The following is a 24,413-nucleotide window of genomic DNA, read 5'->3' as shown; positions in this document are numbered from 1 at the left end:
AGATCATGACGTCAAGTGGATTGATCTGCGCTTCACGGACACCAAAGGCACTCAGCACCACGTGACCATGCCGGCTCGCGATGCGCTGGATGACGACTTCTTCGAAGTCGGCAAGATGTTCGACGGTTCCTCCATCTCCGGCTGGAAAGGCATCGAAGCCTCCGACATGATCCTGATGCCGGTCGACGACACTGCCGTGCTCGATCCGTTTACCGAAGACCCGACTCTGATTCTGGTCTGCGACATCATCGAACCTTCGAGCATGCAAGGCTACGATCGCGACCCACGTGCAATCGCCAAGCGCGCCGAAGAGCACCTGAAAGCCACCGGTATCGGTGACACCGTATTCGCCGGCCCAGAGCCAGAATTCTTCATCTTCGACTCGGTGAAGTTCAAGTCGGACATTTCCGGCTCGATGTTCAAGATCTACTCCGAGCAAGGTTCGTGGATGTCCGACCAGGACATCGAAGGCGGCAACAAGGGCCACCGTCCAGGCGTGAAAGGCGGCTACTTCCCGGTTCCACCATTCGACCACGACCACGAAATCCGTACCGCCATGTGCAACGCACTGGAAGAAATGGGTCAATCGGTTGAAGTTCACCACCACGAAGTGGCAACTGCCGGCCAGAACGAAATCGGCGTCAAGTTCAACACCCTGGTGAAGAAGGCCGACGAAGTTCAAACCCTGAAATACGTTGTACACAACGTTGCCGACGCTTACGGCCGCACCGCGACCTTCATGCCGAAGCCGCTGTACGGCGACAACGGTTCGGGCATGCATGTGCATATGTCGATCTGGAAAGACGGCAAGAACACTTTCGCCGGTGAAGGCTATGCCGGTCTGTCCGATACCGCTCTGTACTTCATCGGCGGCATCATCAAGCACGGTAAGGCCCTGAACGGCTTCACCAACCCGGCGACCAACTCCTACAAGCGTCTGGTCCCAGGCTTCGAAGCTCCGGTGATGCTGGCCTATTCGGCTCGCAACCGCTCCGCGTCGATCCGCATTCCTTACGTGTCGAGCCCGAAAGCCCGCCGTATCGAAGCACGCTTCCCGGATCCGGCTGCCAACCCGTACCTGGCCTTCGCAGCTCTGCTGATGGCTGGTCTGGACGGTATCCAGAACAAGATCCACCCAGGCGATGCGGCCGACAAGAACCTGTACGACCTGCCGCCTGAAGAGGCGAAAGAAATCCCACAGGTGTGCGGCAGCCTCAAAGAAGCCCTGGAAGAGCTGGACAAGGGCCGCGCGTTCCTGACCAAGGGCGGCGTATTCTCCGACGATTTCATCGACGCTTACATCGCGCTGAAATCGGAAGAGGAAATCAAGGTTCGCACCTTCGTACACCCACTGGAATATGAGCTGTACTACAGCTGCTGATCCGGTAGCGCTGCGTAAAGTGGCGTGACAGAAAGAGGCCTCCTTCGGGAGGCCTTTTTTGTTGTCCGGATTTTGTGACGCTACGCATTTCTCATGTGGGAGCGGGCTTGCTCGCGGAAGCGGTGGGTCATTGAAATAAACTGTTGCCTGAAACGACGCCTTCGCGAGCAAGCCCGCTCCCACAGGGGATTTGTGGTGTTTGAATGATCTTTGGATGTGTCGCCAGTTGGGCCAACCGCCGCAGCTGTCCTATGCTGCTACCCATCGTTTTCAATCCCGGTCGATTTCATGGGTCGCACGTTTCTCTACATTCTGCTGCTGATCGCCCTGCCCGCCGCTGCGCAGATCTACAAGTACACCGACGCCAACGGCAACACCGCGTACAGCAATCAACCGCCGGACGGCGTGCAGGCGCAACCGGTCGAGTTGCCGCCACTCAATCGGGTCGAGCCGCAAGCGCCGAGCGCGCCGCAATCATCCAGCGCCCAAGCACCGCAACCGCCGCGCAACCCCTATGAAATCCTCGAGCTCACCGGTCTGCCGACTGACGAGGCCGTGCGCGCCAACAACGGCACCTTCACGGTCAATGTTCTGATCAAGCCGCGCCTGCAACCGCCGCATCAGCTGAGACTGGTGCTGGACGATGTGCCCTACGGCCAGCCGAGCAACGTGCCGGTTTTGCAACTGGTGAATATCGATCGCGGCGAGCATCGCCTGGCCGTGCAAGTGATCGACGGCCAGACCGTCATTCAGCAGAGCCCGCCCGCAGCCTTCACCGTGCAACGCGTGCATACGCCATGATCCGTGCAGGGCTGTTACTCATCCTGGCGCTGATTGCGCTGCCCGCCCGGGCCGAGGTCTTCACCTATATCGACGCGCAGGGCAACCGCGTCTACACCGATCAGCCACATGCCAACGCACAGCGAGTGCCGATCGCGACGAGCAATCGCATGGCTGTGCCTGCCAACACCGCCGCGCCGATCGCCACGGCGAAAAAATCCGCTGAAGCACCACCCTTCCATTACGACATGCTGCGCATTCTGATCCCGGAGCCCGACGCCACTTTGCGCAGCAGCGCCGGCGAGCTGATCGTCAGCGTCACCAGCGAACCCCGCCTGCAAAGCGGCCATCGTTATCGGCTGCTGCTGGATGGCAAGGCCACGGGCGAGCCCGGCGTCAGTCCGGTATTTGCCCTGAGTAACATTGATCGCGGTAGCCACAGCCTTTCGATCGAAATCCTCGACGCCGCCGGGCAAACTGTCGAACGCACCGCCAACCAGCCTTTCCACATGCTACGCATTTCCCTGGCGCAGAAACGCAAGGTTCAACCCTGCGTCGCAGAAGACTACGGCGTGCGCCCGGAATGCCCGCTCGAGGACAAACCTGCAGAGCCGAAAAATCCGTTTCTGCGCTTCTTTTAACGTCCGCCAGCCATCCGCACTCTATTGGTGCACTAAACTGCATTCCACCCACATGCCATCCCATTTTGGTTCGAAACTTCCCGTTTGAGCTGGCTCCGTGCCATACAAACGCGCGTCAAACGCCTGTTTCAGAGGCCAGACGCTTCTTTTCGGAGCCTTGGTTTGGTTTTTGCATTTTCCCGACATCAGCGCTTTGTTCTCGCGCACGCCTTGCTCCAAAAGGGGTCCAGATGACCATAAGCGACGCTATTCACCGTTTGCTGCTCGACAACCTGACCACGGCGACCATCCTGCTCGACGCCGAATTGCGACTGGAGTACATGAACCCGGCGGCGGAGATGCTGTTGGCGGTCAGCGGTCAGCGCAGTCACGGCCAGTTCATCAGCGAGCTGTTCACCGAATCCCCCGAGGCGCTCAATTCCCTGCGCCAGGCGGTCGAGCAGGCGCACCCGTTTACCAAGCGCGAAGCGATGCTCACCGCCCTCACCGGCCAGACCCTGACTGTGGATTACGCGGTCACGCCGATTCTCAGTAACGGCGAGACTTTGCTTTTGCTCGAAGTGCATCCGCGTGACCGCTTGCTGCGGATCACCAAGGAAGAGGCGCAGTTGTCCAAGCAGGAAACCAGCAAGATGCTGGTGCGCGGCCTCGCCCATGAAATCAAGAATCCGCTCGGCGGCATTCGTGGCGCGGCGCAATTGCTGGCCCGCGAACTGCCGGAAGACAGCCTGCGCGATTACACCAATGTGATCATCGAAGAGGCCGACCGCCTGCGCAATCTGGTCGATCGCATGCTCGGCTCGAACAAATTGCCGTCGCTTGCCATGTGCAATGTCCACGAAGTGCTCGAACGCGTTTGCCAACTGGTCGAAGCCGAAAGCCAGGGCTGCATCACGCTGGTGCGCGATTACGATCCGAGCATTCCTGACGTATTGATCGACCGCGAGCAAATGATCCAGGCCGTATTGAACATCGTGCGCAACGCGATGCAGGCCATCAGCAGCCAGAACGAGCTGCGCCTGGGCCGCATCAGCCTGCGCACCCGCGCCATGCGCCAGTTCACCATCGGCCACATCCGTCATCGCCTGGTCACCAAGATCGAGATCATCGACAACGGCCCGGGCATCCCGGCGGAACTGCAGGAAACCATTTTCTTTCCGATGGTCAGCGGTCGCCCGGACGGTACCGGGCTCGGCCTGGCCATCACCCAGAACATCATCAGTCAGCACCAGGGCCTGATCGAGTGTGAGAGCCATCCAGGCCACACCACCTTCTCGATCTTCCTGCCACTGGAACAAGGAGCCACATCGACATGAGCCGTAGTGAAACCGTGTGGATCGTCGATGACGACCGTTCTATCCGTTGGGTTCTGGAAAAGGCCTTGCAGCAGGAAGGCATGACCACCCAGAGCTTCGACAGCGCCGATGGCGTGATGAGTCGTCTGGCACGGCAGCAGCCAGACGTGATCATTTCCGATATCCGCATGCCGGGCGCCAGTGGCCTGGATCTGCTGGCGCGGATTCGCGAACAACACCCAAGGCTGCCGGTCATCATCATGACTGCTCACTCGGATCTGGACAGCGCTGTCGCCTCCTATCAGGGCGGCGCCTTCGAATACCTGCCCAAGCCGTTCGACGTCGATGAAGCCGTTTCGCTGGTCAAGCGTGCCAATCAGCATGCCCAGGAACAGCAAGGCCTGGAAGTCGTACCGGCATTGACCCGCACTCCGGAAATCATCGGCGAAGCGCCGGCGATGCAGGAAGTGTTTCGTGCTATCGGCCGCTTGAGCCATTCCAACATCACCGTGCTGATCAACGGTGAGTCCGGTACCGGTAAAGAACTGGTCGCTCACGCCCTGCACCGTCACAGCCCTCGCGCGGCTTCGCCGTTCATTGCGTTGAACATGGCAGCGATCCCCAAGGATCTGATGGAGTCGGAGCTGTTCGGCCATGAGAAAGGCGCCTTCACCGGCGCCGCCAACTTGCGTCGCGGCCGCTTTGAACAGGCGGATGGCGGCACGCTGTTCCTCGATGAGATCGGCGACATGCCGGCCGACACGCAGACGCGTCTGCTGCGCGTGCTGGCCGATGGCGAGTTCTATCGCGTCGGCGGCCATGTGCCGGTCAAGGTCGATGTACGCATCATCGCCGCGACCCACCAGAACCTGGAAACCCTGGTGCATGCCGGCAAATTCCGTGAGGACTTGTTCCACCGCCTCAACGTGATCCGCATCCACATCCCGCGCCTGTCGGATCGTCGCGAAGACATCCCGACCCTGGCCCGACACTTCCTCAGCCGCGCCGCGCAGGAACTGGCGGTCGAGCCCAAGCTGCTGAAGAGCGAGACCGAGGAATACCTGAAAAACCTGCCATGGCCGGGCAACGTGCGTCAGCTGGAAAACACCTGCCGCTGGATCACCGTGATGGCCTCGGGGCGTGAAGTGCACATCAGCGACTTGCCGCCAGAACTGCTGAACCTGCCGCAGGATTCAGCGCCGGTGACCAACTGGGAGCAGGCGCTGCGTCAGTGGGCCGATCAGGCGCTGGCGCGCGGCCAGTCGAGCCTGCTCGACAGCGCCGTGCCGGCGTTCGAGCGGATCATGATCGAGACGGCGCTGAAGCACACAGCGGGCCGTCGCCGTGATGCTGCGGTGTTGCTGGGCTGGGGGCGTAACACCCTGACGCGCAAGATCAAGGAACTGGGGATGAAGGTTGATGGTGGCGATGATGATGAGGGGGAAGAGGCTTAACACATAATAGGCGAGCACCCGATATCCCCTGTGGGAGCGGGCTTGCTCGCGAATGCGGTGGGTCATTGAAATATAGGGTGACTGACACGACGCCTTCGCGAGCAAGCCCGCTCCCACACTTGGTTCACCGTGCACCGCATGGATGCACGATGACCTGTGATCGGGCACTGCCGGTCTTTCGAATGACCACCTCAAAACCTTAAAAGCTCACCCTTCAAAAATAACGAAAGCCCCGAATTCCGGGGCTTTCGCGTTTCCGAATCGTTTGTTTGTTTCAGCAAATTAAAACCTGGCACGGCGCCTGCAATACGTTCTTCAGGTGATTCGATTCACCACCCGTTTCGGGGACCTTGGTACAGGCAGGCCGGGGATTCCCCTCTTTACATCGGGCTCATGCCGCAACGGATGAGCCCATCCTTTTGGGATCCTTGGTACAGGCAGGCCGGGGGTTCCCTCTTTACACTGGACCGACGCTCGCAGCGAAGTCCGCCCCTTTTGGGAACCCTGATACAGGCAGGTCAGGGATTCCCGCTTTTATTCCTCCCACCCGGTTTGAAGCTCAATCGAGCTTCGGACGCTTGGGCAGATGATGCAGGGGCTGATTTTGCCGTCCCGGGTCATTTTCACGAATCTCGGCCTCCAGCCTGTCCAGCATCTTCCCAGGGCTCCATTCGAAGGTCAGGATATTGTCGAGCCGTGCCTGCTCGCCAGGTATGCACTCGCTGTAAATCTTGAGGAACGACCAGACCCGCCGCTGCAAAAGCGGATACTCGACATGGAATTCGGGGGTTCGACTCAGTTGCCTCATCGCGCCCGTCAAGCTCGAGCGAAGACCGAAGCTGTCCCAGAGCTGGAGTTTTTCAGTCAACTCCTTTCCCGGCGGCACGTTTCGCAGCCAAAGGTGGGCCGACCGGTCATCGCTTGCAACTCCCAGCCAGATATCGCTACCCGTTGCGATACGTGCATGGATCAGCCGTCGGAGTGAAGCAGGATCCGTTATTGGATTGCCGAGGAGATTGAAACCGGCTCTGATCTCAATGGATTCGGGAATCGATGTAATGCGATTGTTCGCCAGATTCAGGATTTTGCCGGGAATCTCGTTGGTGATGCCCTCGGGAAACCTGTCTAACCCGGCAAAGGAAAGATCCAGTTCCTGCAGCACGGTCATTCGTGTGACTGAAGGCGCAACCGAGAGCGGGTTATTACTGAGTTTCAGTACTTCCAAGCGCAACGGCCCGTTATCGGCATCAAGTCCTCGCAGCTGTTGTATACCGTTCTGCTCCAGATCCAGGACGCGCAACCCGGTCATGCCGACCACCGAAAAATCAGGCGACAAGTTGGCCCTTTGCAGCGTCAAGCCTCGTAACTGCGCAAGGCTTCCCGACATTTCAACGTTTCCCGCATCCACGGTGAACCTGAAGCCGGGATCGGCAGAAGACATGCCATATCCGAAAATCAATTTCAGACTTTCAAGATTGGGGAACGCTGAAAAAAACCGCTCCGGCAGAGGCACGGCTAACCCCGTTAGCTCAAGGGAAACGATGGAGTTGAATTGTGTTGCCAGTGACGGATGATCTGGCCACCTCGAAACACTCGCAGACAGCTTGAAACCCACCGGCCGCTTATCGTGAAAGACCAGTTCGTCAGGCTCTCCTTGCCACGTGTACAGACGGCGTAACGTGGGGCCCAACTTATCGCCGTCATACAGGTAGGAGTTCGTCCAACGGCTGAGTTCCTGATCCAGTTGCACAAGTCCAGGCTGGAGCCGTTTGAGCTCCACCTCTGCCGCATCCTTGGCACTGAAGTGCACGCGGAAATGATCGGCTTGTTGATCGCTCGCTTCCGGAAAGTATTGTCGGACCTGCGCTCGGGTGGTGGACTCAGCGACAGCCAGCAAACGCCCTACGTCGCCAGTATCACCGCGCAGCACCGAGCGCGCCGGCGATGGTTCGCTTGGCAGGCCTGTTTCTGCCTCCAGCCTTTCCAGCTTTTTCAAAGGGCTCGGTTCATTCTTCAAAATGTCCTTCAACCTGGCCTGAAGGCCGGGGTCAGCCTTACGGTAGCTCTCGAGAAATCGCCAGACCCGTTGCTGCAAAACCGGGCGCTCAACGTGAAATCCAGGCGTACGCGCCAAGTCCACCGCAATTTGCCTAGCCACAAGCCAATATGCGTCAACGTCAACACTGTCCCAAATTTTCAAGTTTTCAGACAGTTCCTCTATCGGCAAATGTCGTAGCCAGGCATTTGGCGAGCGGTCAAAATTTGTTTCCCCCAACCAAACGTCGGTGCCTGTTTTTGTACGCGCGTCCATCAGCCGCCGGTGGCTCGCCAGATCAGTTATGGGGTTGCCCATTAGATTGAAGCCCGCTCTGACCTCAACGGACTCAGGAATCGATGTAATACGGTTTTTCGAAAGATTCAGGACTTTCCCGGGAATTTCGGAAGTGATGCCCTCGGGAAATCGGTCCAGACTGGTATTGGAAAGGTCCAGCTCCTGCAGCGCAGTTCGGCCTGTAAGTGAAGGCATTTTAGAAAGCCGGTTGTCGCCAAGCCTCAATACCTCCAGTCGTAACGGCCCGTTGTCAGCCTCAAGCCCTGATGGCAGCTGCTCTATGCCGGTCTGCGTCAAATCCAATACGCGCAACTCGGTCATCCCGGTCACGTCAGGTGCCACTTTCAGGGCAGCATTGCGGTTCAGATCGAGGACCTGCAAGCTCAACCGCCCGGGCAGGCCATTCACTACGGCATTCAGATCAGCCCCCCCGTGAATGTTGCCAAGTGTCAGTGCCCGCAGTTCAGGCATGCCTGCCAGCGAGAACTCGGCGGGTAAATCGCAGTTTTGCAGGCTCAGCGAGCGTAAATGAGGAAGCTTTGCCAAGTCCTGGACGACGCTTCCCTCAAGCTTGAGCCTCGCTGCAGAATGACCGCCAGAGAGAATGGATGGCCGGCCAGACACCGTCAGACTTTCAAGGTTGGGAAACAGCGCAGATAAACGATGCGAGTGTGGAACTTCACCCGAGCCAAGGGTCAGGGCGACAACAGAGTTGAATTTTTCCAAATGAGGAAAAACGTTTGGAAGAGAGCCGAAATCCAGATCCAGCTTGAAACCCACCAGTCGGCCTTCGCGATAGACATGCTCACCGGGCCCGCCTTGCCACTTATGAAGCCTGCGTATCCTGCTCGCCATTTCCTCGCTGATACCACCGTACTGCCGCTCTAGCTCGGGGCTCGCACGCTCGATCCGCCTCAGTTCCACCTCTGCCACATCCTTGTCGCCAAACCGGGCGATAAAGGCATCGGCGGCCAGGTCGGTCGTTTCCGGAAGGTACCTTCGGACCTGTTCTCGAGTGGTTGGCTTGACGAGCGTGCGCTGGTACCAAAGACCATTATCGGCATTACGCAGCATCACCGGCCCTGGGAGCAGTTCGCTTGGCCGTCGGGCACGATGCAATCCAGTCGTCGGGTCCACGGCGACAAGCACGAAAGCGCCCTCGGCCACCTCAACGTAAGTACGATTGTTGAAAACCCTTAAGCCTTCGGCGTTGGCCACTGGAAGTAACGCCCGGGCGTTGACTACGTAATCGTCCAGTATCGGTTGAGGCGCAAGCAAACGCGTTGCAGCCGGGGCCGCGTGAATAACGACCGTCGGAGTCGCCCCAGCGGCACCTGCGCCAACAGCGCTGGGCGTCCCGGCTCGCGGCCCAGGATCATCAATGGAGCGTCCTGAGCCGTAATCTCTAAGGCCCGATGGCCCGGGGAGCGGAATATCCGCGTCGGCCGGTCGGGTCGGGCTGGTCGAAGCATCCACTCTCACGTGGCTGCTGCCACCGGTAGGTGGTTTTACTGGCATGTTTTTCATCCTTGAAAAAAGTCGCCCCTGACAGTCGTGCAAGGGACGAACGCTTTCGGCATCCTGCCGGGTTAAAAGAGGATCGCAAGATAGCCTGTGCAAGCACTGAAGGAGAGTGGAAAGACAGACAGGCGCAGTGGGAAACGACGTCAAAAAGCGTAGGGGTACTCGAGAAGGACGGCAGGAGTGCGATCAGTTCGTTTGCAAGCGGATCTCCAGCCGCCAGCGGTCGTCGACCTCGCTGCCGACCCACTCGCCTTTCAGCGGCCGTGCCGCCAGCACGGTCAGCAGCAAGCCACCATCACTCTTGCGCGTGCGCCAGTTGACGTCCCGGCCATTGAGCTTGAGCTGGCCTTTCTGCGCGTGCCCTTCAGCCTGAAACAACAGCGCGACGCTGCCGTCGATGATCTCGCCGTGCAGCTTCGGTTCGTTGTTGAACCACACCGCCAGGCCGCCATCGGTCACCTCGACCTGCTGCAGCACGCTGGGGTCCGGCGTGGTCAGACGGCCGATCATCAGCCCCACCATCAGGCCGACAATCGCCAACGAACCGATCACCCGCGGCAATAGTTTCGAACGGTTGTCCACAGGCGGCGTAGAATGCCGCTCATCTTTACCTTCGGAGCCGTGCATGTTTCACGTCATCCTTTTTCAACCAGAAATTCCGCCGAATACCGGCAACGTTATCAGGCTGTGCGCCAACAGCGGCTGCCACCTGCATTTGATCGAACCGCTGGGTTTCGAGATGGACGACAAGCGCCTGCGCCGCGCCGGTCTCGACTACCACGAATATGCCACGCTGCAACGCCATGCGGACCTCGCCAGTTGTCTGGAAAGTCTCGGCAATCCACGCTTGTTCGCGTTTACCACCAAGGGCTCGCGGCCGTTTCATGACGCGGCGTTCGTGCCGGGCGATGCGTTTATCTTCGGCCCGGAAAGCCGCGGTTTGCCCGCCGAGGTGCTCGATGCCCTGCCCGCCGAACAGCGCCTGCGCCTGCCGATGCGAGAAGGCTGCCGCAGCCTGAACCTGTCCAACACCGTTGCGGTCGCCGTTTACGAAGCCTGGCGGCAGAACGACTTCAAATAACGATGCATAGCAAATGTGGGAGCGGGCTTGCTCGCGAAAGGTGCACCAGATGACATCACTGTCGCCTGACACGCCGCCTTCGCGAGCAAGCCCGCTCCCACATTGGACTTGCGTCAACGCTGGTATTTACTGAACGGTTGGCGTCTCGCCGCTTTCCTGCATGCGCTGCAGCTCTTGCGCGTACAGAGCGTCGAAGTTCACCGGGGCCAGCATCAGCGCCGGGAACGAGCCACGGGTGACCAGGCTGTCCAGGGTTTCACGGGCATACGGGAACAGAATGTTCGGGCAGAACGCACCGAGGGTGTGGCTCATCGAAGCCGCGTCCAGGTTCTTGATCAGGAAGATACCGGCCTGTTGTACTTCAGCGATGAAGGCCACTTCTTCGCCGTTTTTCACGGTCACGGAAAGGGTCAGCACCACTTCGTAGAAGTCGCCTTCCAGCGCTTTCTGGCGAGTGTTCAGATCCAGACCGACCGCCGGATCCCACTGCTGGCGAAAGATCGCCGGGCTTTTCGGGGCTTCGAAGGACAGGTCGCGTACGTAGATGCGCTGCAAGGAAAATTGCGGTGCGGTTTCTTCTTCGCTGGCTGCAGTGTTCTGTTGGTCAGTCATCTCAGATCCTTATCGATCTTGGGTCTTTTAGGGAGTGCTGTACGTGGGTGCAGCCGTTCAGCCCTTGAGCAGCGCGTCGAGTTTGCCGGCGCGCTCCAGGGCGTACAAATCATCACAACCGCCGATGTGCTTGTCGCCGATCCAGATCTGCGGCACGGACGTGCGCCCGGCCTTTTTGGTCATTTCGGCGCGCAGCTGCGGCTTGCCATCGACCTTGATCTCTTCGAAGGCCACGCCTTTGCTGGCGAGCAGGTGCTTGGCGCGCGAGCAGTAAGGGCAGTAATCGCTGGAGTAGACGACGACGTGGCTCATATCACTTCACCAATGGCAGGTTGTCGCCTTTCCAGCTGGAAATCCCGCCGGACAGCTTGGCGGCGGTGAAGCCGGATTTCATCAGTTCGCGGGCGTGGGTGCCGGCGGTCTGACCGAGGGCATCGACCAGAATGATGGTCTTGGACTTGTGCTTTTCCAGCTCGCCGGCACGGGCAGCCAGTTTGTCCTGCGGGATGTTCACCGCTCCGACGATGTGGCCTGCGGCGTAATCCTTGGCCGGACGGATGTCTACCACCACGCCTGCATCTTTATTGACCAGTGCGGTCAGCTCGCCGGTGCTCAGGCTTTTACCGCCGCCCTGCATCGTATGCGCCAGCAACAGAGCCAGCAGTACGACGAAGATACCGACAAGAATGTAGTGGTTAGTGGCAAATTCAATCAGGTGAGCAACCATCGAAGGAGGTTCCAGGGCGTTAAAATGTCGGCCAGTATACACAGCCACTATGGTCGGCCAAACCCCGTCCGGCGGTGACGTGGTCGGAACTTCGCTTTAAACTCCAACTCCGTTTTGCATCGCCCTCTTCTTTATCAGCCACGAGTGGATTCCATGACGACTACGCCCAAACCTTTGGTCCTGATGATTCTCGACGGCTTCGGTCACAGCGACAGCCCCGAATCCAATGCCGTGTTCGCGGCGAAGAAACCTGTCCTGGATCGTCTGTGGGCCACGGTGCCGAACGGCTTGATCTCGGGCAGCGGGATGGACGTCGGCCTGCCGGACGGCCAGATGGGCAACTCCGAAGTCGGCCATATGAACCTCGGCGCCGGGCGCGTGGTGTATCAGGACTTCACCCGTGTGACCAAAGCGATTCGCGATGGCGAGTTCTTCGAAAACCCCACCATCTGCGCCGCTGTGGATAAGGCCGTGGCCGCCGGCAAGGCCGTGCACTTCATGGGCCTGCTGTCGGATGGCGGCGTACACAGCCACCAGGATCACCTGATTGCCATGGCCGAACTGGCCTTCAAGCGCGGCGCCGAGAAAATCTACCTGCACGCTTTCCTCGATGGCCGCGACACGCCGCCAAAAAGCGCTGCTTCGTCGATCGAACTGCTCGACGCGTCCTTCCAGGCACTCGGTAAAGGCCGGATCGCCAGCATCATTGGCCGCTACTTCGCCATGGATCGCGACAACCGTTGGGATCGTGTCGCCCAGGCCTATAACCTGATCGTCGATGGCAAGGGCGAATTCAACGCCGCCACCGCTCAGGAAGGCCTCGAAGCCGCTTACGCCCGTGGCGAAAGCGACGAGTTCGTCAAAGCCACTTCCATCGGCGAGCCGGTCAAAGTCGAAGACGGTGACGCCGTGGTGTTCATGAACTTCCGTGCCGACCGCGCCCGCGAGCTGACCCGGGTGTTCGTCGAAGACGATTTCAAGGAATTCGAGCGCGCCCGTCAGCCGAAACTGGCCGGTTTCGTCATGCTGACCCAGTACGCCGCAAGCATCCCGGCACCGTCGGCCTTCGCCGCCGGCAGCCTGGAAAACGTCCTCGGCGATTACCTGGCGAAAAACGGCAAGACCCAGCTGCGCATCGCTGAAACCGAAAAATACGCTCATGTGACCTTCTTCTTCTCCGGCGGTCGCGAAGAACCATTCCCGGGCGAAGAGCGCATCCTGATTCCATCGCCGAAAGTCGCCACCTACGACTTGCAGCCGGAAATGAGCGCACCCGAGGTGACCGACCGCATCGTCGATGCCATCGAAAACCAGCGTTACGACGTGATCGTGGTCAACTACGCCAACGGCGACATGGTCGGCCACAGCGGCGTGTTCGACGCAGCGGTCAAAGCGGTCGAATGCCTGGACACCTGCGTCGGGCGCATCGTTGAAGCTCTGGAAAAAGTAGGCGGCGAAGCACTGATCACCGCCGACCACGGCAACGTCGAGCAGATGGCCGACGAATCCACCGGCCAGGCGCACACCGCGCACACCACCGAGCCGGTGCCGTTCATCTATGTCGGCAAACGCAACCTCAAGGTGCGTGAGGGTGGCGTACTGGCGGACGTAGCGCCGACCATGCTGATGCTGCTGGGCCTGGAAAAACCGACAGAGATGACCGGCACTTCCATCCTCGTATAAACGCCGCTAATCCCTGTGGAGGCGGGCTTGCTCGCGAATACGATGGATCAGTCGATATCAATGTCGCCTGACACAGCGCTTTCGCGAGCAAGCCCGCTCCCACAGTGGATTTTGGTGTTTTTCTGTCCAGTTATCACACAGCCCCAATTGGGCGTTTTTTTTGCAGCCTCGGGCGGGCATACTAGGCCGTCCCTTACCCTGGTGCCGCCCGCCCCTATGCTTCGCGTCCTGATCGCCCTTGCTCTGACCTGTCTGCTCCAGCCGGCCTTCGCCGACGAGCGCGCGCAAACCCAACAGCAGTTGGACGCCACGCGCCAGGATATCGCCGAGCTGAAAAAACTCTTGGGCAAGCTGCAGGAAGAAAAATCCGGCGTGCAGAAAGAGCTCAAGGGCACCGAAACCGAGATGGGCAAGCTGCAGAAGCAGGTCGACGCCCTGCAGAAAGAACTGCAGAAAAGCGAATCCGAGCTGCAGCGGCTCGATGCAGAGAAAAAAAAACTCCAGAGCGCGCGCACTGAACAGCAGCGACTGATCGCGATTCAGGCCCGTGCGGCCTATCAGAACGGTCGTCAGGAATATCTCAAGCTGCTGCTCAATCAGCAGAATCCCGAGAAATTCGCCCGCACCCTGACCTATTACGATTACCTGAGCCAGGCTCGCCTGGAGCAGCTGAAAAACTTCAACGAAACCCTGCGCCAACTGGCCAATGTCGAAAAAGACATCGGCCTGCAGCAAGCGCAGTTACTGGTGCAGAAAAGCGACCTCGACAAGCAGCGCGAAGCACTCGAGAAGGTCCGCAAGGAACGCCAGCAGGTTCTCGCCAAGCTAAATGACGACGTGAAAGCCCGCGATCAAAAGCTGGCCGCCCGCGAGCAGGATCAGGCAGACCTGTCTAAAGTCCTTAAAACCATCGAAGAAACCCTGGCGCGCCAGGCTCGTGAGGCAGAAGAAGCGCGGCAGAAAGCGCTGATCGCCCAGCAGGAAGCGGAAAAAAAGCGTTTGCGTGAGGCGCAGGCTGACACCAGCGACGCCCCACGAAAACCCGCCAGATCAAGCCCCGGCGCGCTGGTATCGAGCAGCGGTGAAACGTTTGGCGGGCCTTTTGCTGCAACCCGGGGAAAACTTCCGTGGCCGGTTGATGGTCGATTACTCGCACGCTTCGGTGAAAGCCGCGGCGACGATGCCCGAACCAAGTGGGACGGCGTGATGATCAGCGCCTCCGCCGGCAGTCAAGTGCATGCCGTCCATGGCGGTCGCGTGGTGTTCGCCGACTGGCTGCGCGGTGCCGGGCTGCTGGTGATCCTCGATCACGGCAACGGTTTTTTGAGTCTGTACGGCCACAACCAGACGCTGCTCAAGTCGGCGGGTGATGTGGTCAAAGCGGGTGAGTCGATCTCCACTGTCGGTAACAGTGGCGGTCAGGACACGCCAGCGCTGTATTTCGCAATTCGTCAGCAGGGTCACCCGAGTGATCCGGCGCAATGGTGTCGTGCGCAAGGATAAGCGCCGCATCTAATTCAGGAGTTCGTTCGACATGCTGCATTTGTCCCGCCTTACCTCGCTGGCCCTGACGATCGCTCTGGTGATCGGCGCGCCTCTGGCGTTCGCCGCGCAACCGGCACCGGCCGTGGCTCCGGCAGGCACTGCTGCAACCGCCAAGGCGCCACTACCGCTGGAAGAGCTGCGTACTTTCGCCGAGGTCATGGACCGGATCAAAGCCGCGTACGTCGAACCGGTGGACGACAAGACCCTGCTGGAAAACGCGATCAAGGGCATGCTCAGCAACCTTGACCCGCATTCGGCCTATCTCGGCCCCGAAGACTTCACCGAGCTGCAGGAAAGCACCAGCGGTGAGTTCGGCGGTCTGGGCATCGAAGTCGGCGCCGAGGATGGCTTCATCAAGGTCGTCTCGCCGATCGATGACACCCCGGCGTCGAAAGCGGGTATTCAGGCCGGCGATTTTATCGTCAAGATCAACGGCCAGCCAACCCGCGGCCAGACCATGACCGAAGCCGTCGACAAGATGCGCGGCAAGATCGGCCAGAAAATCACCCTGACCCTTGTGCGCGATGGCGGTACGCCGTTCGACGTGACCCTGGCGCGTGCGGTGATTCAGGTCAAGAGCGTCAAGGCACAGCTGCTCGAATCGGGTTACGGCTACATCCGCATTACCCAGTTCCAGGTCAAGACCGGTGACGAAGTCTCCAAGGCGCTGGCCAAGCTGCGCAAGGACAACGGCAAGAAGCTCAACGGCATCATTCTCGACCTGCGTAACAACCCGGGCGGCGTGCTGCAATCGGCGGTGGAAGTGGTCGACCACTTCATCACCAAAGGCCTGATCGTTTACACCAAGGGCCGCATCGCCAACTCCGAACTGCGCTTCTCCGCGACCGGCAAGGACGAAAGCGAAGCAGTGCCGATGGTCGTGCTGATCAACGGCGGCAGCGCTTCGGCTTCGGAAATTGTCGCAGGCGCCCTGCAGGACCAGAAACGCGCTGTGGTCATGGGCACCACCAGTTTCGGCAAGGGCTCGGTACAAACCGTGCTGCCGCTGAACAACGACCGCGCATTGAAAATCACCACCGCGCTGTACTTTACGCCCAATGGCCGTTCGATCCAGGCCCAGGGCATCGTCCCGGACATCGAAGTGCGCCGCGCGAAAATCACCAACGAAGTCGACAGTGAATACTTCAAGGAAGCCGATCTGCAAGGGCACCTGGGCAACGGCAACGGCGGCGCCGACAAACCGAGCGGTTCGGCTGGCAAGGCCAAAGCCATGCCGCAGGATGACGATTATCAGCTCGCCCAAGCCCTGAGCCTGCTCAAAGGGCTGAGCATCACATCCGGCCGTTGAGGATGTCGCTGCGTTTTCTGTTCGTTCTATTGTGCTGTCTGGCGGGTACTGTTCACGCAGAGCCCGCCAGCCCGAAACCACCCAAAGCCTACCTGACGCTGATCATCGATGACCTGGGGCAGAACCTGCCCCGGGATCGTCGCGTGCTCGCCCTGCCCGGCCCGGTGACCACCGCGATCATGCCGGATACGCCGCACGCTACCGAGTTTGCCCGCGAGGCCCATCGCGCGGGCAAACTCGTCATCCTGCACATGCCAATGGACCCGGCCACCGGGCCGTATGCCTGGCATCCGGAACTGCCGATCGAAGAGCTGCAGAAACGCCTGAATGCGGCGTTCGAAAAAGTGCCATTCACCGCCGGCATCAACAATCACATGGGCAGCCGCATGACCGCGCAGCCAGCGGCGATGGCGTGGTTGATGGCTGAGTTGCAGCGCCGGCACAAGTTCTTCGTCGACAGCCGCACCAGCGCTCAAACGGTCGCCGCGCAGCAGGCGCAGAAAATCGATCTGGCGAGTGTCTCGCGAGACGTATTCCTCGATGACGAACGTACCGAAGCGGCGATCGCCACTCAGTTGCAAACCGCGATCGCCCTGGCCCACAAACAAGGTTCAGCGGTAATGATCGGCCATCCGTATCCGCAGACGCTGGCGGTGCTCGAGCGCGAGTTGCCCAAGCTGAAGGCGCAAGGCATCGACTGGATCGATATCAGGCAGATGATCAGCGTGCGCAGCAACCGTGCCATGGCTGGCCATGGCAAGGACGGCGTTTACCGGTAACACCCGGTCACCTTGCAATACATAGTTACCACCGAACGCCCCGCCTCGTTCCGGATAGTGAGACCTGCAACAGGTCGCGGCTCCTTTGAGTCGCTTTCAACTATCAGGAGTGCCCATGACAAGCAATGCCCCGATCATCCCGCCCGTTGGGCGAGCTGAACCGATCCGCATCGATAACCTGCTGATCAACTTCACAACAGAATTCCTGCGCATCTGGGATACCGACGGTGTGTCGTCCAGACCTGCGTCGTTCTGGCGCCCGACCCCGGCTCCCGACGCGCTGCCCGGTTATTTCCCCTTGGGCGATGTCGTCACCAGAGGCGTTGGCAACATCAATGGCGAACGAGTGGTGGCGGTGGCTTGTGAGGCAGATATCGCCAGCACTGACCCCACCAAAGGCCGGGCGCTGCGGCGTCCCGATGATTATGAACTGGTCTGGAAGGATTCCGGGTCAGGCTCAAAACGAGATCTGTCGATCTGGCGACCGCGGCCTCCTGCAGGCTATGTGGCGCTGGGGTCGGTGTGTTCGAATGATCATGAAAAACCGTCGCTGAACGCGGTCCGCTGCGTTCGTGCAGACCTGGTGATCGCTTCGAATTCAAGCGAGTTGATCTGGGACGACAAAGGCAGCAAAGCCCGGCAGCGCATCAGTAGCTGGAGCGCCGTTCCTCCAGCGGCTTCACCGGGCGAGGTCTATTTGGCATCGGGCAGTTTTTTCAGCTTGAGTGACTACACCCGACCTGCCAGTTTCCCCGTCTATTGCTTGCGCTTGCAGATTGGCCTGCAGCTTTACACACGCCCATCGCCACCGATTCTCTGCGGGGAAACGCCGACCCCTGTAGACGCAGTGGACGATCCTACTTACAGCGCCGTTCTGCCCTGGTTCACGGTTAAGGATCCGCGTTACACCGTCGCCGAGCAGTTGCGTCATTCACCTTCCTACCTGCTGGAGCGCAAGGATCGGTACGTGCTGGTCGGACACGCACGCAACAGTGGCAACAACAGTCAGATATTCAGATGGACTGCGCCTCGCGCTCAACGCACTGCGGGCTTGCGGACTTTCACCCAAACGACTTCCGTCGAATTCGGCGCCCAATGGAAAACCGGTCAGCACAGCGCGCTGATGTTTTCCGCACGCCTGGGCCATGATTTCACCCAATGCGAAGTGCATGCGAATGATTGGCTCAATACGGCGGCAATCGAAGTGGTTGCGGTGGTGGACAAAAACCGCTCAGTGGCGGCCTATCTGGTGCAGAGCGATTACAGACTGGTGCGCGCCGACGGCACCTCAGTGACGGACGGCTTCAGCTACACCGATGGCAATAGCCTGCACATCAGCCAGTACGCGGCAACCGAGCCCGAAATCATCGTCGCGCCAGATACGGAGGCAGTCGAAGATCAGGCTGTGCAGCCGTCTCTGAGCGAGAACGAAATCAGCGCCCCGCTGCCAGAGCCCGACCCGTCCGCCGCTACAGATAGCGCGCCATGATTTCATCGACCACGCCTTCTTTGCGCAGTTGATCCAGCGCGGTCTGAAGCTTGTTCACCACCTCATCGGAAACGTCCTTGTTCAGCGCCAGGTACAGCTCGGCGCTGTTGAAGCGCAGCACGGTCTTCAGACCGGTCACGCCATCCTGCCGCGCCAGATAACGGCCGGCAGGATCACCCGTGGCCCACAGATCGATCTGGCCGTTGACAAGTTTTTTTGCATTGTCCTGATCACGCAGCACCACGATCGGCTTCAGGCCCTGCTTGGTCAGCGTTTCGGCAATCGCGTCACCCTTGTAGGCGCCGATCTTGTACTTGCGCGCATCATTGAGCGTCTCGAGAGTGATCTTGCTGTCAGCCTTGGCCAGCAGGATCCAGTCATCCGGGCCGATCGGGCCGACCCACTTGAACAGTTTTTCGCGATCGGGCAGGCGCGCCATGACGAAGGCCCCGTAGCCGGGATTTTCCAGCGCGAGTTTGTAGACGCGCTCCCAGGGGAAACGCAGGGTCAGGCTGTAAGTGAGGCCGGCGCGCTGGAACATCTCGCGAACGATGTCAGTGGCAATGCCGTTGATGTTTTCGCCCTGAGCGAAATTCTTGCCGTTTTTCGCCATGTTGTACGGCGGGAAGTTTTCGGTGAGCAGCACCAGATCGGTGGCGGGACTGGTTTCGCCCCGGGCATTGCTGATGAGCAACAATGAGGCGCTGGCGAGAACAACAAGCAGGCGTTTGATCATGTCGGGCTACCGGAATCCATGGCGTGCCCAAGAGTGCCTTGGGTGCGCCATGCTGTCCACTGGCCTGTATGAAATCAATGCGCCTCGGCCCAATCGGGGGCGGCGATAAGATATTCCTTCGGCGGGCCTTTCTTAACTACGCCAACAACAAACAGAGTTGAAACTCCTGGCAATAACCACATAACTTACATTTGGCTACAGCACAAATAACATAACAATGAAAGATTCAAATTAGAGTAATTGGAACCAGGCTTTATTATTTCACCCCTCGACTAAGGATCGGTCATGAACTACACATCAAAAATAACAGCAATTATTGCCTTTCCGGCAATCATCTTCGCTCTAACGTCTTGTTCATATGCAGTTCCTGCACCTGCAGAGCCGGTTCTTTTGAACAATTCTCTTGGCCAGAATAATCACTTGAATGGTATTGGACAGATCTTCAAAGGAGACCTTCGCTATTGCACGGCTTTTCTCGTCGACAGCCGCGACTCTGAAAATAACGCAAACGGCCCGGCGTATATCCTTACCAACGGACATTGCGCGTCCATCTGGACTGGAACGGTCGCGGATCTTTCCTATGAGGGCCAGATACAATTCAATTACTTTCAAGACACTCAGCTGGAGGGCAGGCGTTACGACATCCAAAAGATCAACTGGGCCAGCCTGGCCGGCACCGATGTAGCGGTCATGCAATTGAACAGTTCGCTGCAAGCGGTGATCGCCGCCGGCATCAACCCGCTCAAGGCGGCGCCCAAAGCACCTGAGCAACTCACCCAGGTCACGGTTATCGGCGCGCCCTCAAGTGCGCCGGGCCTGAGGCTCTCGTCCTGTACTCAAGAGCCAGCAAACACGACACTGATCAAGTATCTGACCGTTCATACCGATTACCAGAAACAGGATTGCAAAGGCATTGAACCGGGGTCATCCGGTTCTCCGGTCATTGATATCGCTACGGGAGAAGTTACCGGCGTCCTGTCGGGAACCACTTATGGGATATCAACGGGCGACTTGTGCTTTTGGCATGGACTTTGTGCAAAGCCTGATCGCCGATCCGTTTTGCCTGATCAGGCCAGCCAGAGTTTCCCGATTGATTATCTGATGCCCTGTTTTTCTGAAGGTCGCTTCAACATGAATGCGCCTGCCTGCTCGCTAAAGCCTGAATTCAATTTCAGAGCCAGAACCAACTCAGACGTTACGCTTTATAAAGCACCTCAGAAGGAATACGAAAAGAGTCCAGCCTGGGACGTGAACTTTTCAATGAGCACGAAATTCTTTCGATTCAAAACCGTGCGCGACGCCCATGCCTGTTACCTGCCAGAAGATTACAGCAACCCGATCAATCTCAGCACCGGCCTTGTTGATGCACCGATCGGCAGCATGGCAGGCTTATATTATCTGTGCCTGGTGGGTGTCGACTCAGTTGAGCAACAACTCATCGCGGGCGAATTACGCAACACACAAATTCTGCCGGCGCGGCTGGTTAATCCAGGCGGGATTTCACTGTCTGAACCGGCGCCTCACATCAAGCACGGCGCTGAAGAACTGCTGATCGAATATCGTCAAACCACCGATCGCAATATCTGGACTCAGATATACGTCGGGGCAGTCGATTCAACAGACTGCGCCGGCATCGATTCGAGAAGCTACACCAAGATAGGCGACAGCTTTCTGGTACCCAACGAAGCCCTGCCGTTGACGCTGTGCAGCTACACCATGGATCGCGACTTCAATACCTCTGCCGTGCGCACAGAAATACTGCAAAAACCTTGACCCGTCGGGCGGCAAGCAACCCGCATGGGTTTGCGCCCGACCGTGTTCAGACTCAACCTGATCAGCGCATCACGATGCCGCGATGCGCCATGTAAGCCTTGGCTTCCTGCACGGTGTATTCGCCAAAGTGGAAAATACTCGCCGCCAGCACCGCACTGGCGTGGCCTTCAAGAATGCCGTCAGCCAGATGCTGCAGATTGCCAACGCCGCCGGAGGCGATCACCGGAATGCCCAGCGCGTCGCTGATCGCGCGGGTCACGCCGAGGTCGAAGCCGTTCTTCATGCCGTCCTGATCCATGCTGGTCAGGAGGATCTCGCCGGCACCGAGGCCTTCCATTTTCTTCGCCCACTCGACTGCGTCGAGGCCGGTCGGCTTGCGCCCGCCGTGGGTGAAGATTTCCCAGCGCGGGGTTTCGCCGGGGCCGGAGACTTTCTTGGCGTCGATGGCGACGACGATGCACTGCGAGCCGAAATGCTGCGCAGCTTCGCCGACGAACTCCGGGTTGAACACAGCAGCGGTGTTGATCGAGACCTTGTCCGCGCCGGCATTGAGCAGGTTGCGGATGTCCTGCACGGTGCGCACGCCACCGCCGACGGTCAGCGGGATGAACACCTGACTGGCCATGCGCTCGACGGTATGCAGCGTGGTGTCACGACCGTCGACGCTGGCGGTGATGTCAAGGAAGGTAATCTCGTCGGCACCCTGCTCGTCGTAGCGACGGGCGATTTCCACCGGGTCACCGGCGTCGCGGATGTTCTCGAACTTCACGCCTTTAACGACCCGGCCGTTGTCCACGTCCAGGCAAGGGATTATGCGTTTGGCCAGCGCCATGGTCAGTCCTCAGCCTTGGTACGAATCGCAGAAAGCTTGCGCTTCGGCGACGTCGAGGGTGCCTTCGTAAATCGCCCGGCCCGTGATCGCGCCGATGATGCCCGGTGCCTTGGCGTCGAGCAGCGACTTGATGTCACCCAGGTTGTGGATGCCGCCGGAAGCGATCACCGGGATCTTAGTCGCCGCAGCCAGCGCAGCGGTGAACGGTACGTTGCAGCCCTGCATCATGCCGTCTTTGGCGATGTCGGTATAAACGATCGACGAGACGCCGTCGGCTTCAAACTGTTTGGCCAGGTCAATGACCTGCACGGTGCTGATTTCCGCCCATCCATCGGTGGCGACGAAGCCGTCTTTGGCATCCAGACCCACGATGATCTTGCCCGGAAAGGCGCGGCAGGCCTCAGCGACGAACGCCGGATCCTTAACGGCTTTGGTGCCGATGATCACGTAGCTCACGCCGGCCTTGACGTAGTGCTCGATGGTTTCCAGCGAACGGATGCCGCCACCGATCTGGATCGGCAGGGTCGGGTAACGCTTGGCGATCGCGGTGACCACTTCACCGTTGACCGGCTGGCCTTCAAAAGCACCATTCAGATCGACCAGATGCAGACGACGGCAACCGCCCTCCACCCACTTGGCAGCCATGCTCACCGGGTCATCGGAGAACACCGTGGAATCTTCCATGCGGCCCTGGCGCAGACGTACGCAAGCACCGTCTTTGAGATCGATAGCGGGAATAATCAGCATCTGGCAAACCTTAAAATTGGAATGTTCAGCTTGGCTCGGGAATCAGTTTTTCTCGAGCGCCCACAGGTCGCTTTCGATGCTTTCAAACCGTTCCTTGAGGTGGGTCTGCACATCGAAAATCGCCCTGTTGTAATAGTGCGGAGCAATCTCGCGGGTAAACAGCTCAAGAATTTCCGCCGCCTCGAACGAACCCAGATCCAGTTCGAAACGGTCTTCCATGAACCGCTGAATCTTGCGATTGGCCTCGCTCTCCTGCTCGGGAGTGAGGGTCAGAATCGGCGGCTTGGATTTCTTGACAGCCATTTACCAGCGACCGTCCCACGCAGCGAAGTTCTGCAGCAGTTGCAGGCCGTGGGTATGGCTTTTCTCCGGGTGGAACTGCACGGCGAAACGCGAACCGTCGGCCAGCGCTGCGGCGAAATCGACACCGTAATGACCGCTTCCCACCACCTGACGCGCATTGGCGGCGGCGATGTAGTAGCTGTGCACGAAGTAGAAACGCGCCAGATCCGGGATGTCATGCCACAACGGGTGACTGATATTCTGCTTCACCTCGTTCCAGCCCATGTGCGGGACCTTCAGGTGCTCGCCGTCTTCGTGCAGATCCTTGCCGAAGAATTTCACCGCGCCTGGAAACAGGCCGATGCAGTCGACGCCGGCGTTCTCTTCGCTGGTATCGAGCAGGGCTTGCATGCCGACACAAATGCCGAGGAACGGCCGATCCTGGCTGACCTCACGGACCAGCGAATCGAAGCCGAGGCGACGGATCTCCGCCATGCAATCGCGAATCGCGCCAACGCCCGGGAAGACCACGCGGTCGGCTTCGCGAATCACGTTCGCATCGCTGGTGATCAGCACCTTGCCGGCGCCGACATGCTCCAGGGCCTTGGCCACCGAGTGCAGGTTGCCCATGCCGTAGTCGATAACTGCAACCGTCTGCATTACAAAACGCCTTTGGTCGAAGGCATCTGCCCGGCCATGCGCTCGTCCAGCTCGACGGCCATGCGCAGCGCGCGGCCGAAAGCCTTGAACACGGTTTCGATCTGGTGGTGAGTGTTGGTGCCGCGCAGGTTGTCGATGTGCACGCTGACCAGCGCATGGTTGACGAAGCCCTGAAAGAACTCCTGGAACAGGTCAACGTCGAAGCCGCCGACCGTGGCGCGGGTGTACGGCACGTGCATCTGCAGGCCCGGGCGACCGGAGAAATCGATCACCACGCGCGACAGCGCTTCATCGAGCGGCACGTAGGCGTGGCCGTAGCGACGGATGCCTTTCTTGTCGCCAATGGCTTTGGCGAACGCCTGGCCGAGGGTGATACCGACGTCTTCCACCGTATGGTGATCGTCGATATGCAGATCGCCCTTGCATTCGATATCCAGATCGATCAACCCGTGACGGGCGATCTGATCCAGCATGTGCTCAAGAAAAGGGACACCGATATCGAATCGGGCCTTTCCGGTGCCATCAAGGTTGATCGAGGCTTTGATCTGGGTTTCCAGAGTGTCGCGCTCGACAGACGCCTTACGTTCGGCCATCACCAGCTCCGCAAAATCATTGGGCGAAAAAGGCAGCCATTATAGGCACGCAGGAAGCAAACAGAAACACGAGAGGTGAGATGGTTGACGGATAGAATGCCCGGCGGTCGCGGGTAGACATGTCCATACAAGCCATTACGGGCATGCCAGAAACAAAT

General features: G+C 59.2%; 23 protein-coding genes. 12 read left to right on the top strand and 11 right to left on the bottom strand.

Annotated elements, in window-relative coordinates:
- From glnA to ntrC, 5 genes are all read left to right on the top strand, one after another.
- The coding region (glnA, locus tag ACIGDJ_RS08245; protein WP_397504533.1) for a type I glutamate--ammonia ligase at positions 1 to 1,381 on the top strand (1,381 nt) is incomplete at its 5' end.
- A 288-nt stretch (positions 1,382 to 1,669) separates the two neighbouring features.
- Positions 1,670 to 2,182 carry a DUF4124 domain-containing protein gene (locus ACIGDJ_RS08240; RefSeq protein WP_101156755.1) on the top strand — a complete coding sequence of 171 codons (513 nt, stop codon included), beginning with the start codon at positions 1,670 to 1,672 and terminating at the stop codon, positions 2,180 to 2,182.
- Positions 2,179 to 2,802: a DUF4124 domain-containing protein gene (locus tag ACIGDJ_RS08235; protein WP_101156757.1), complete on the top strand. Its 624-nt coding sequence runs from the start codon at positions 2,179 to 2,181 to the stop codon at positions 2,800 to 2,802. Before ACIGDJ_RS08240 ends, ACIGDJ_RS08235 begins: the two co-directional genes overlap by 4 nt.
- A 230-nt stretch (positions 2,803 to 3,032) precedes the next feature.
- The gene (glnL, locus tag ACIGDJ_RS08230; protein ID WP_101156759.1) at positions 3,033 to 4,118 is read left to right on the top strand and encodes a nitrogen regulation protein NR(II); all 1,086 of its coding nucleotides are present in this window, start codon (positions 3,033 to 3,035) and stop codon (positions 4,116 to 4,118) included.
- Positions 4,115 to 5,551 carry a nitrogen regulation protein NR(I) gene (ntrC, locus tag ACIGDJ_RS08225; RefSeq protein ID WP_101156761.1) on the top strand — a complete coding sequence of 479 codons (1,437 nt, stop codon included), beginning with the start codon at positions 4,115 to 4,117 and terminating at the stop codon, positions 5,549 to 5,551. The genes glnL and ntrC overlap by 4 nt, the downstream gene beginning before the upstream one ends.
- A 559-nt stretch (positions 5,552 to 6,110) precedes the next feature.
- Here the strand turns inward: ntrC and ACIGDJ_RS08220 are convergent.
- Together ACIGDJ_RS08220 and ACIGDJ_RS08215 are read right to left on the bottom strand one after the other, a co-directional pair.
- The gene (locus ACIGDJ_RS08220) at positions 6,111 to 9,101 is read right to left on the bottom strand and encodes a leucine-rich repeat domain-containing protein (RefSeq protein ID WP_397478542.1); all 2,991 of its coding nucleotides are present in this window, start codon (positions 9,099 to 9,101) and stop codon (positions 6,111 to 6,113) included.
- A 492-nt stretch (positions 9,102 to 9,593) separates the two neighbouring features.
- Complete coding sequence (locus ACIGDJ_RS08215; protein ID WP_312997972.1) at positions 9,594 to 10,034, bottom strand: hypothetical protein; 441 nt, start codon at positions 10,032 to 10,034, stop codon at positions 9,594 to 9,596.
- On the opposite strand from ACIGDJ_RS08215, the gene trmL reads away from it, so the two are divergent.
- Positions 10,033 to 10,488, top strand: coding sequence for a tRNA (uridine(34)/cytosine(34)/5-carboxymethylaminomethyluridine(34)-2'-O)-methyltransferase TrmL (gene trmL / locus ACIGDJ_RS08210; RefSeq protein ID WP_027611265.1), 456 nt, complete (start codon positions 10,033 to 10,035; stop codon positions 10,486 to 10,488). The genes ACIGDJ_RS08215 and trmL overlap by 2 nt on opposite strands.
- Before the next feature lie 126 nt (positions 10,489 to 10,614).
- On the opposite strand, the gene secB is transcribed toward trmL, so the two are convergent.
- From secB to ACIGDJ_RS08195, 3 genes are read right to left on the bottom strand one after another with little or no spacing between them, the layout of a single operon-like run.
- Positions 10,615 to 11,100: a protein-export chaperone SecB gene (secB, locus tag ACIGDJ_RS08205; protein ID WP_016772114.1), complete on the bottom strand. Its 486-nt coding sequence runs from the start codon at positions 11,098 to 11,100 to the stop codon at positions 10,615 to 10,617.
- Positions 11,101 to 11,157: 57 nt separating this feature from the next.
- Positions 11,158 to 11,412, bottom strand: coding sequence for a glutaredoxin 3 (gene grxC, locus ACIGDJ_RS08200; RefSeq protein ID WP_312997976.1), 255 nt, complete (start codon positions 11,410 to 11,412; stop codon positions 11,158 to 11,160).
- A 1-nt stretch (position 11,413) separates the two neighbouring features.
- Complete coding sequence (locus ACIGDJ_RS08195; RefSeq protein ID WP_101156769.1) at positions 11,414 to 11,827, bottom strand: rhodanese-like domain-containing protein; 414 nt, start codon at positions 11,825 to 11,827, stop codon at positions 11,414 to 11,416.
- 153 nt (positions 11,828 to 11,980) lie between these two features.
- Here ACIGDJ_RS08195 and gpmI point away from each other — a divergent pair, with 153 nt between their 5' ends.
- The 5 genes from gpmI to ACIGDJ_RS08170 all read left to right on the top strand — a co-directional run bounded on the left by gpmI (position 11,981) and on the right by ACIGDJ_RS08170 (position 18,632).
- Positions 11,981 to 13,510 carry a 2,3-bisphosphoglycerate-independent phosphoglycerate mutase gene (gene gpmI, locus ACIGDJ_RS08190; RefSeq protein WP_397478543.1) on the top strand — a complete coding sequence of 510 codons (1,530 nt, stop codon included), beginning with the start codon at positions 11,981 to 11,983 and terminating at the stop codon, positions 13,508 to 13,510.
- Between the two features lie 216 nt (positions 13,511 to 13,726).
- Positions 13,727 to 15,013 carry a murein hydrolase activator EnvC gene (locus ACIGDJ_RS08185; protein ID WP_312997984.1) on the top strand — a complete coding sequence of 429 codons (1,287 nt, stop codon included), beginning with the start codon at positions 13,727 to 13,729 and terminating at the stop codon, positions 15,011 to 15,013.
- 31 nt (positions 15,014 to 15,044) lie between these two features.
- Positions 15,045 to 16,364 carry a S41 family peptidase gene (locus ACIGDJ_RS08180; RefSeq protein ID WP_101156775.1) on the top strand — a complete coding sequence of 440 codons (1,320 nt, stop codon included), beginning with the start codon at positions 15,045 to 15,047 and terminating at the stop codon, positions 16,362 to 16,364.
- Positions 16,365 to 16,366: 2 nt separating this feature from the next.
- Entirely contained in the window at positions 16,367 to 17,143 is a 777-nt protein-coding gene (locus tag ACIGDJ_RS08175) for a divergent polysaccharide deacetylase family protein (protein WP_101156777.1), read from the top strand.
- Positions 17,144 to 17,258: 115 nt separating this feature from the next.
- The gene (locus tag ACIGDJ_RS08170; RefSeq protein ID WP_397504532.1) at positions 17,259 to 18,632 is read left to right on the top strand and encodes a Vps62-related protein; all 1,374 of its coding nucleotides are present in this window, start codon (positions 17,259 to 17,261) and stop codon (positions 18,630 to 18,632) included.
- Here the strand turns inward: ACIGDJ_RS08170 and ACIGDJ_RS08165 are convergent.
- Positions 18,613 to 19,368 carry an ABC transporter substrate-binding protein gene (locus ACIGDJ_RS08165; RefSeq protein ID WP_101156781.1) on the bottom strand — a complete coding sequence of 252 codons (756 nt, stop codon included), beginning with the start codon at positions 19,366 to 19,368 and terminating at the stop codon, positions 18,613 to 18,615. The two genes, ACIGDJ_RS08170 and ACIGDJ_RS08165, sit on opposite strands and share 20 nt — an antisense overlap.
- A 285-nt stretch (positions 19,369 to 19,653) precedes the next feature.
- Between ACIGDJ_RS08165 and ACIGDJ_RS08160 the strand changes: the two genes are divergently transcribed.
- Positions 19,654 to 21,141 carry a trypsin-like serine peptidase gene (locus tag ACIGDJ_RS08160; protein WP_397478545.1) on the top strand — a complete coding sequence of 496 codons (1,488 nt, stop codon included), beginning with the start codon at positions 19,654 to 19,656 and terminating at the stop codon, positions 21,139 to 21,141.
- 61 nt (positions 21,142 to 21,202) lie between these two features.
- On the opposite strand, the gene hisF is transcribed toward ACIGDJ_RS08160, so the two are convergent.
- Genes hisF through hisB form a run of 5 tightly spaced genes read right to left on the bottom strand, consistent with a single transcriptional unit; the run spans position 21,203 to position 24,255 of the window.
- The gene (hisF, locus tag ACIGDJ_RS08155) at positions 21,203 to 21,973 is read right to left on the bottom strand and encodes an imidazole glycerol phosphate synthase subunit HisF (protein ID WP_007897430.1); all 771 of its coding nucleotides are present in this window, start codon (positions 21,971 to 21,973) and stop codon (positions 21,203 to 21,205) included.
- A gap of 9 nt (positions 21,974 to 21,982) precedes the next feature.
- Positions 21,983 to 22,720, bottom strand: a complete 738-nt coding sequence (hisA, locus tag ACIGDJ_RS08150) for a 1-(5-phosphoribosyl)-5-[(5-phosphoribosylamino)methylideneamino]imidazole-4-carboxamide isomerase (RefSeq protein WP_003220753.1) — start codon at positions 22,718 to 22,720, stop codon at positions 21,983 to 21,985.
- Positions 22,721 to 22,762: 42 nt separating this feature from the next.
- A complete protein-coding gene (locus ACIGDJ_RS08145; protein WP_011332018.1) occupies positions 22,763 to 23,023 on the bottom strand; it encodes a DUF2164 domain-containing protein in 261 nt (86 codons plus the stop codon).
- The gene (hisH, locus tag ACIGDJ_RS08140; protein WP_016772124.1) at positions 23,024 to 23,662 is read right to left on the bottom strand and encodes an imidazole glycerol phosphate synthase subunit HisH; all 639 of its coding nucleotides are present in this window, start codon (positions 23,660 to 23,662) and stop codon (positions 23,024 to 23,026) included. It abuts the gene before it with no gap.
- Positions 23,662 to 24,255, bottom strand: a complete 594-nt coding sequence (gene hisB, locus ACIGDJ_RS08135) for an imidazoleglycerol-phosphate dehydratase HisB (protein WP_016772125.1) — start codon at positions 24,253 to 24,255, stop codon at positions 23,662 to 23,664. Before hisB ends, hisH begins: the two co-directional genes overlap by 1 nt.
- Positions 24,256 to 24,413 lie beyond the last annotated feature (158 nt).

The sequence above is a fragment of the Pseudomonas sp. NPDC079367 genome (assembly GCF_044542195.1).
Lineage (GTDB): Bacteria > Pseudomonadota > Gammaproteobacteria > Pseudomonadales > Pseudomonadaceae > Aquipseudomonas.
This window is presented reverse-complemented; position numbering and strand designations above follow the sequence as displayed.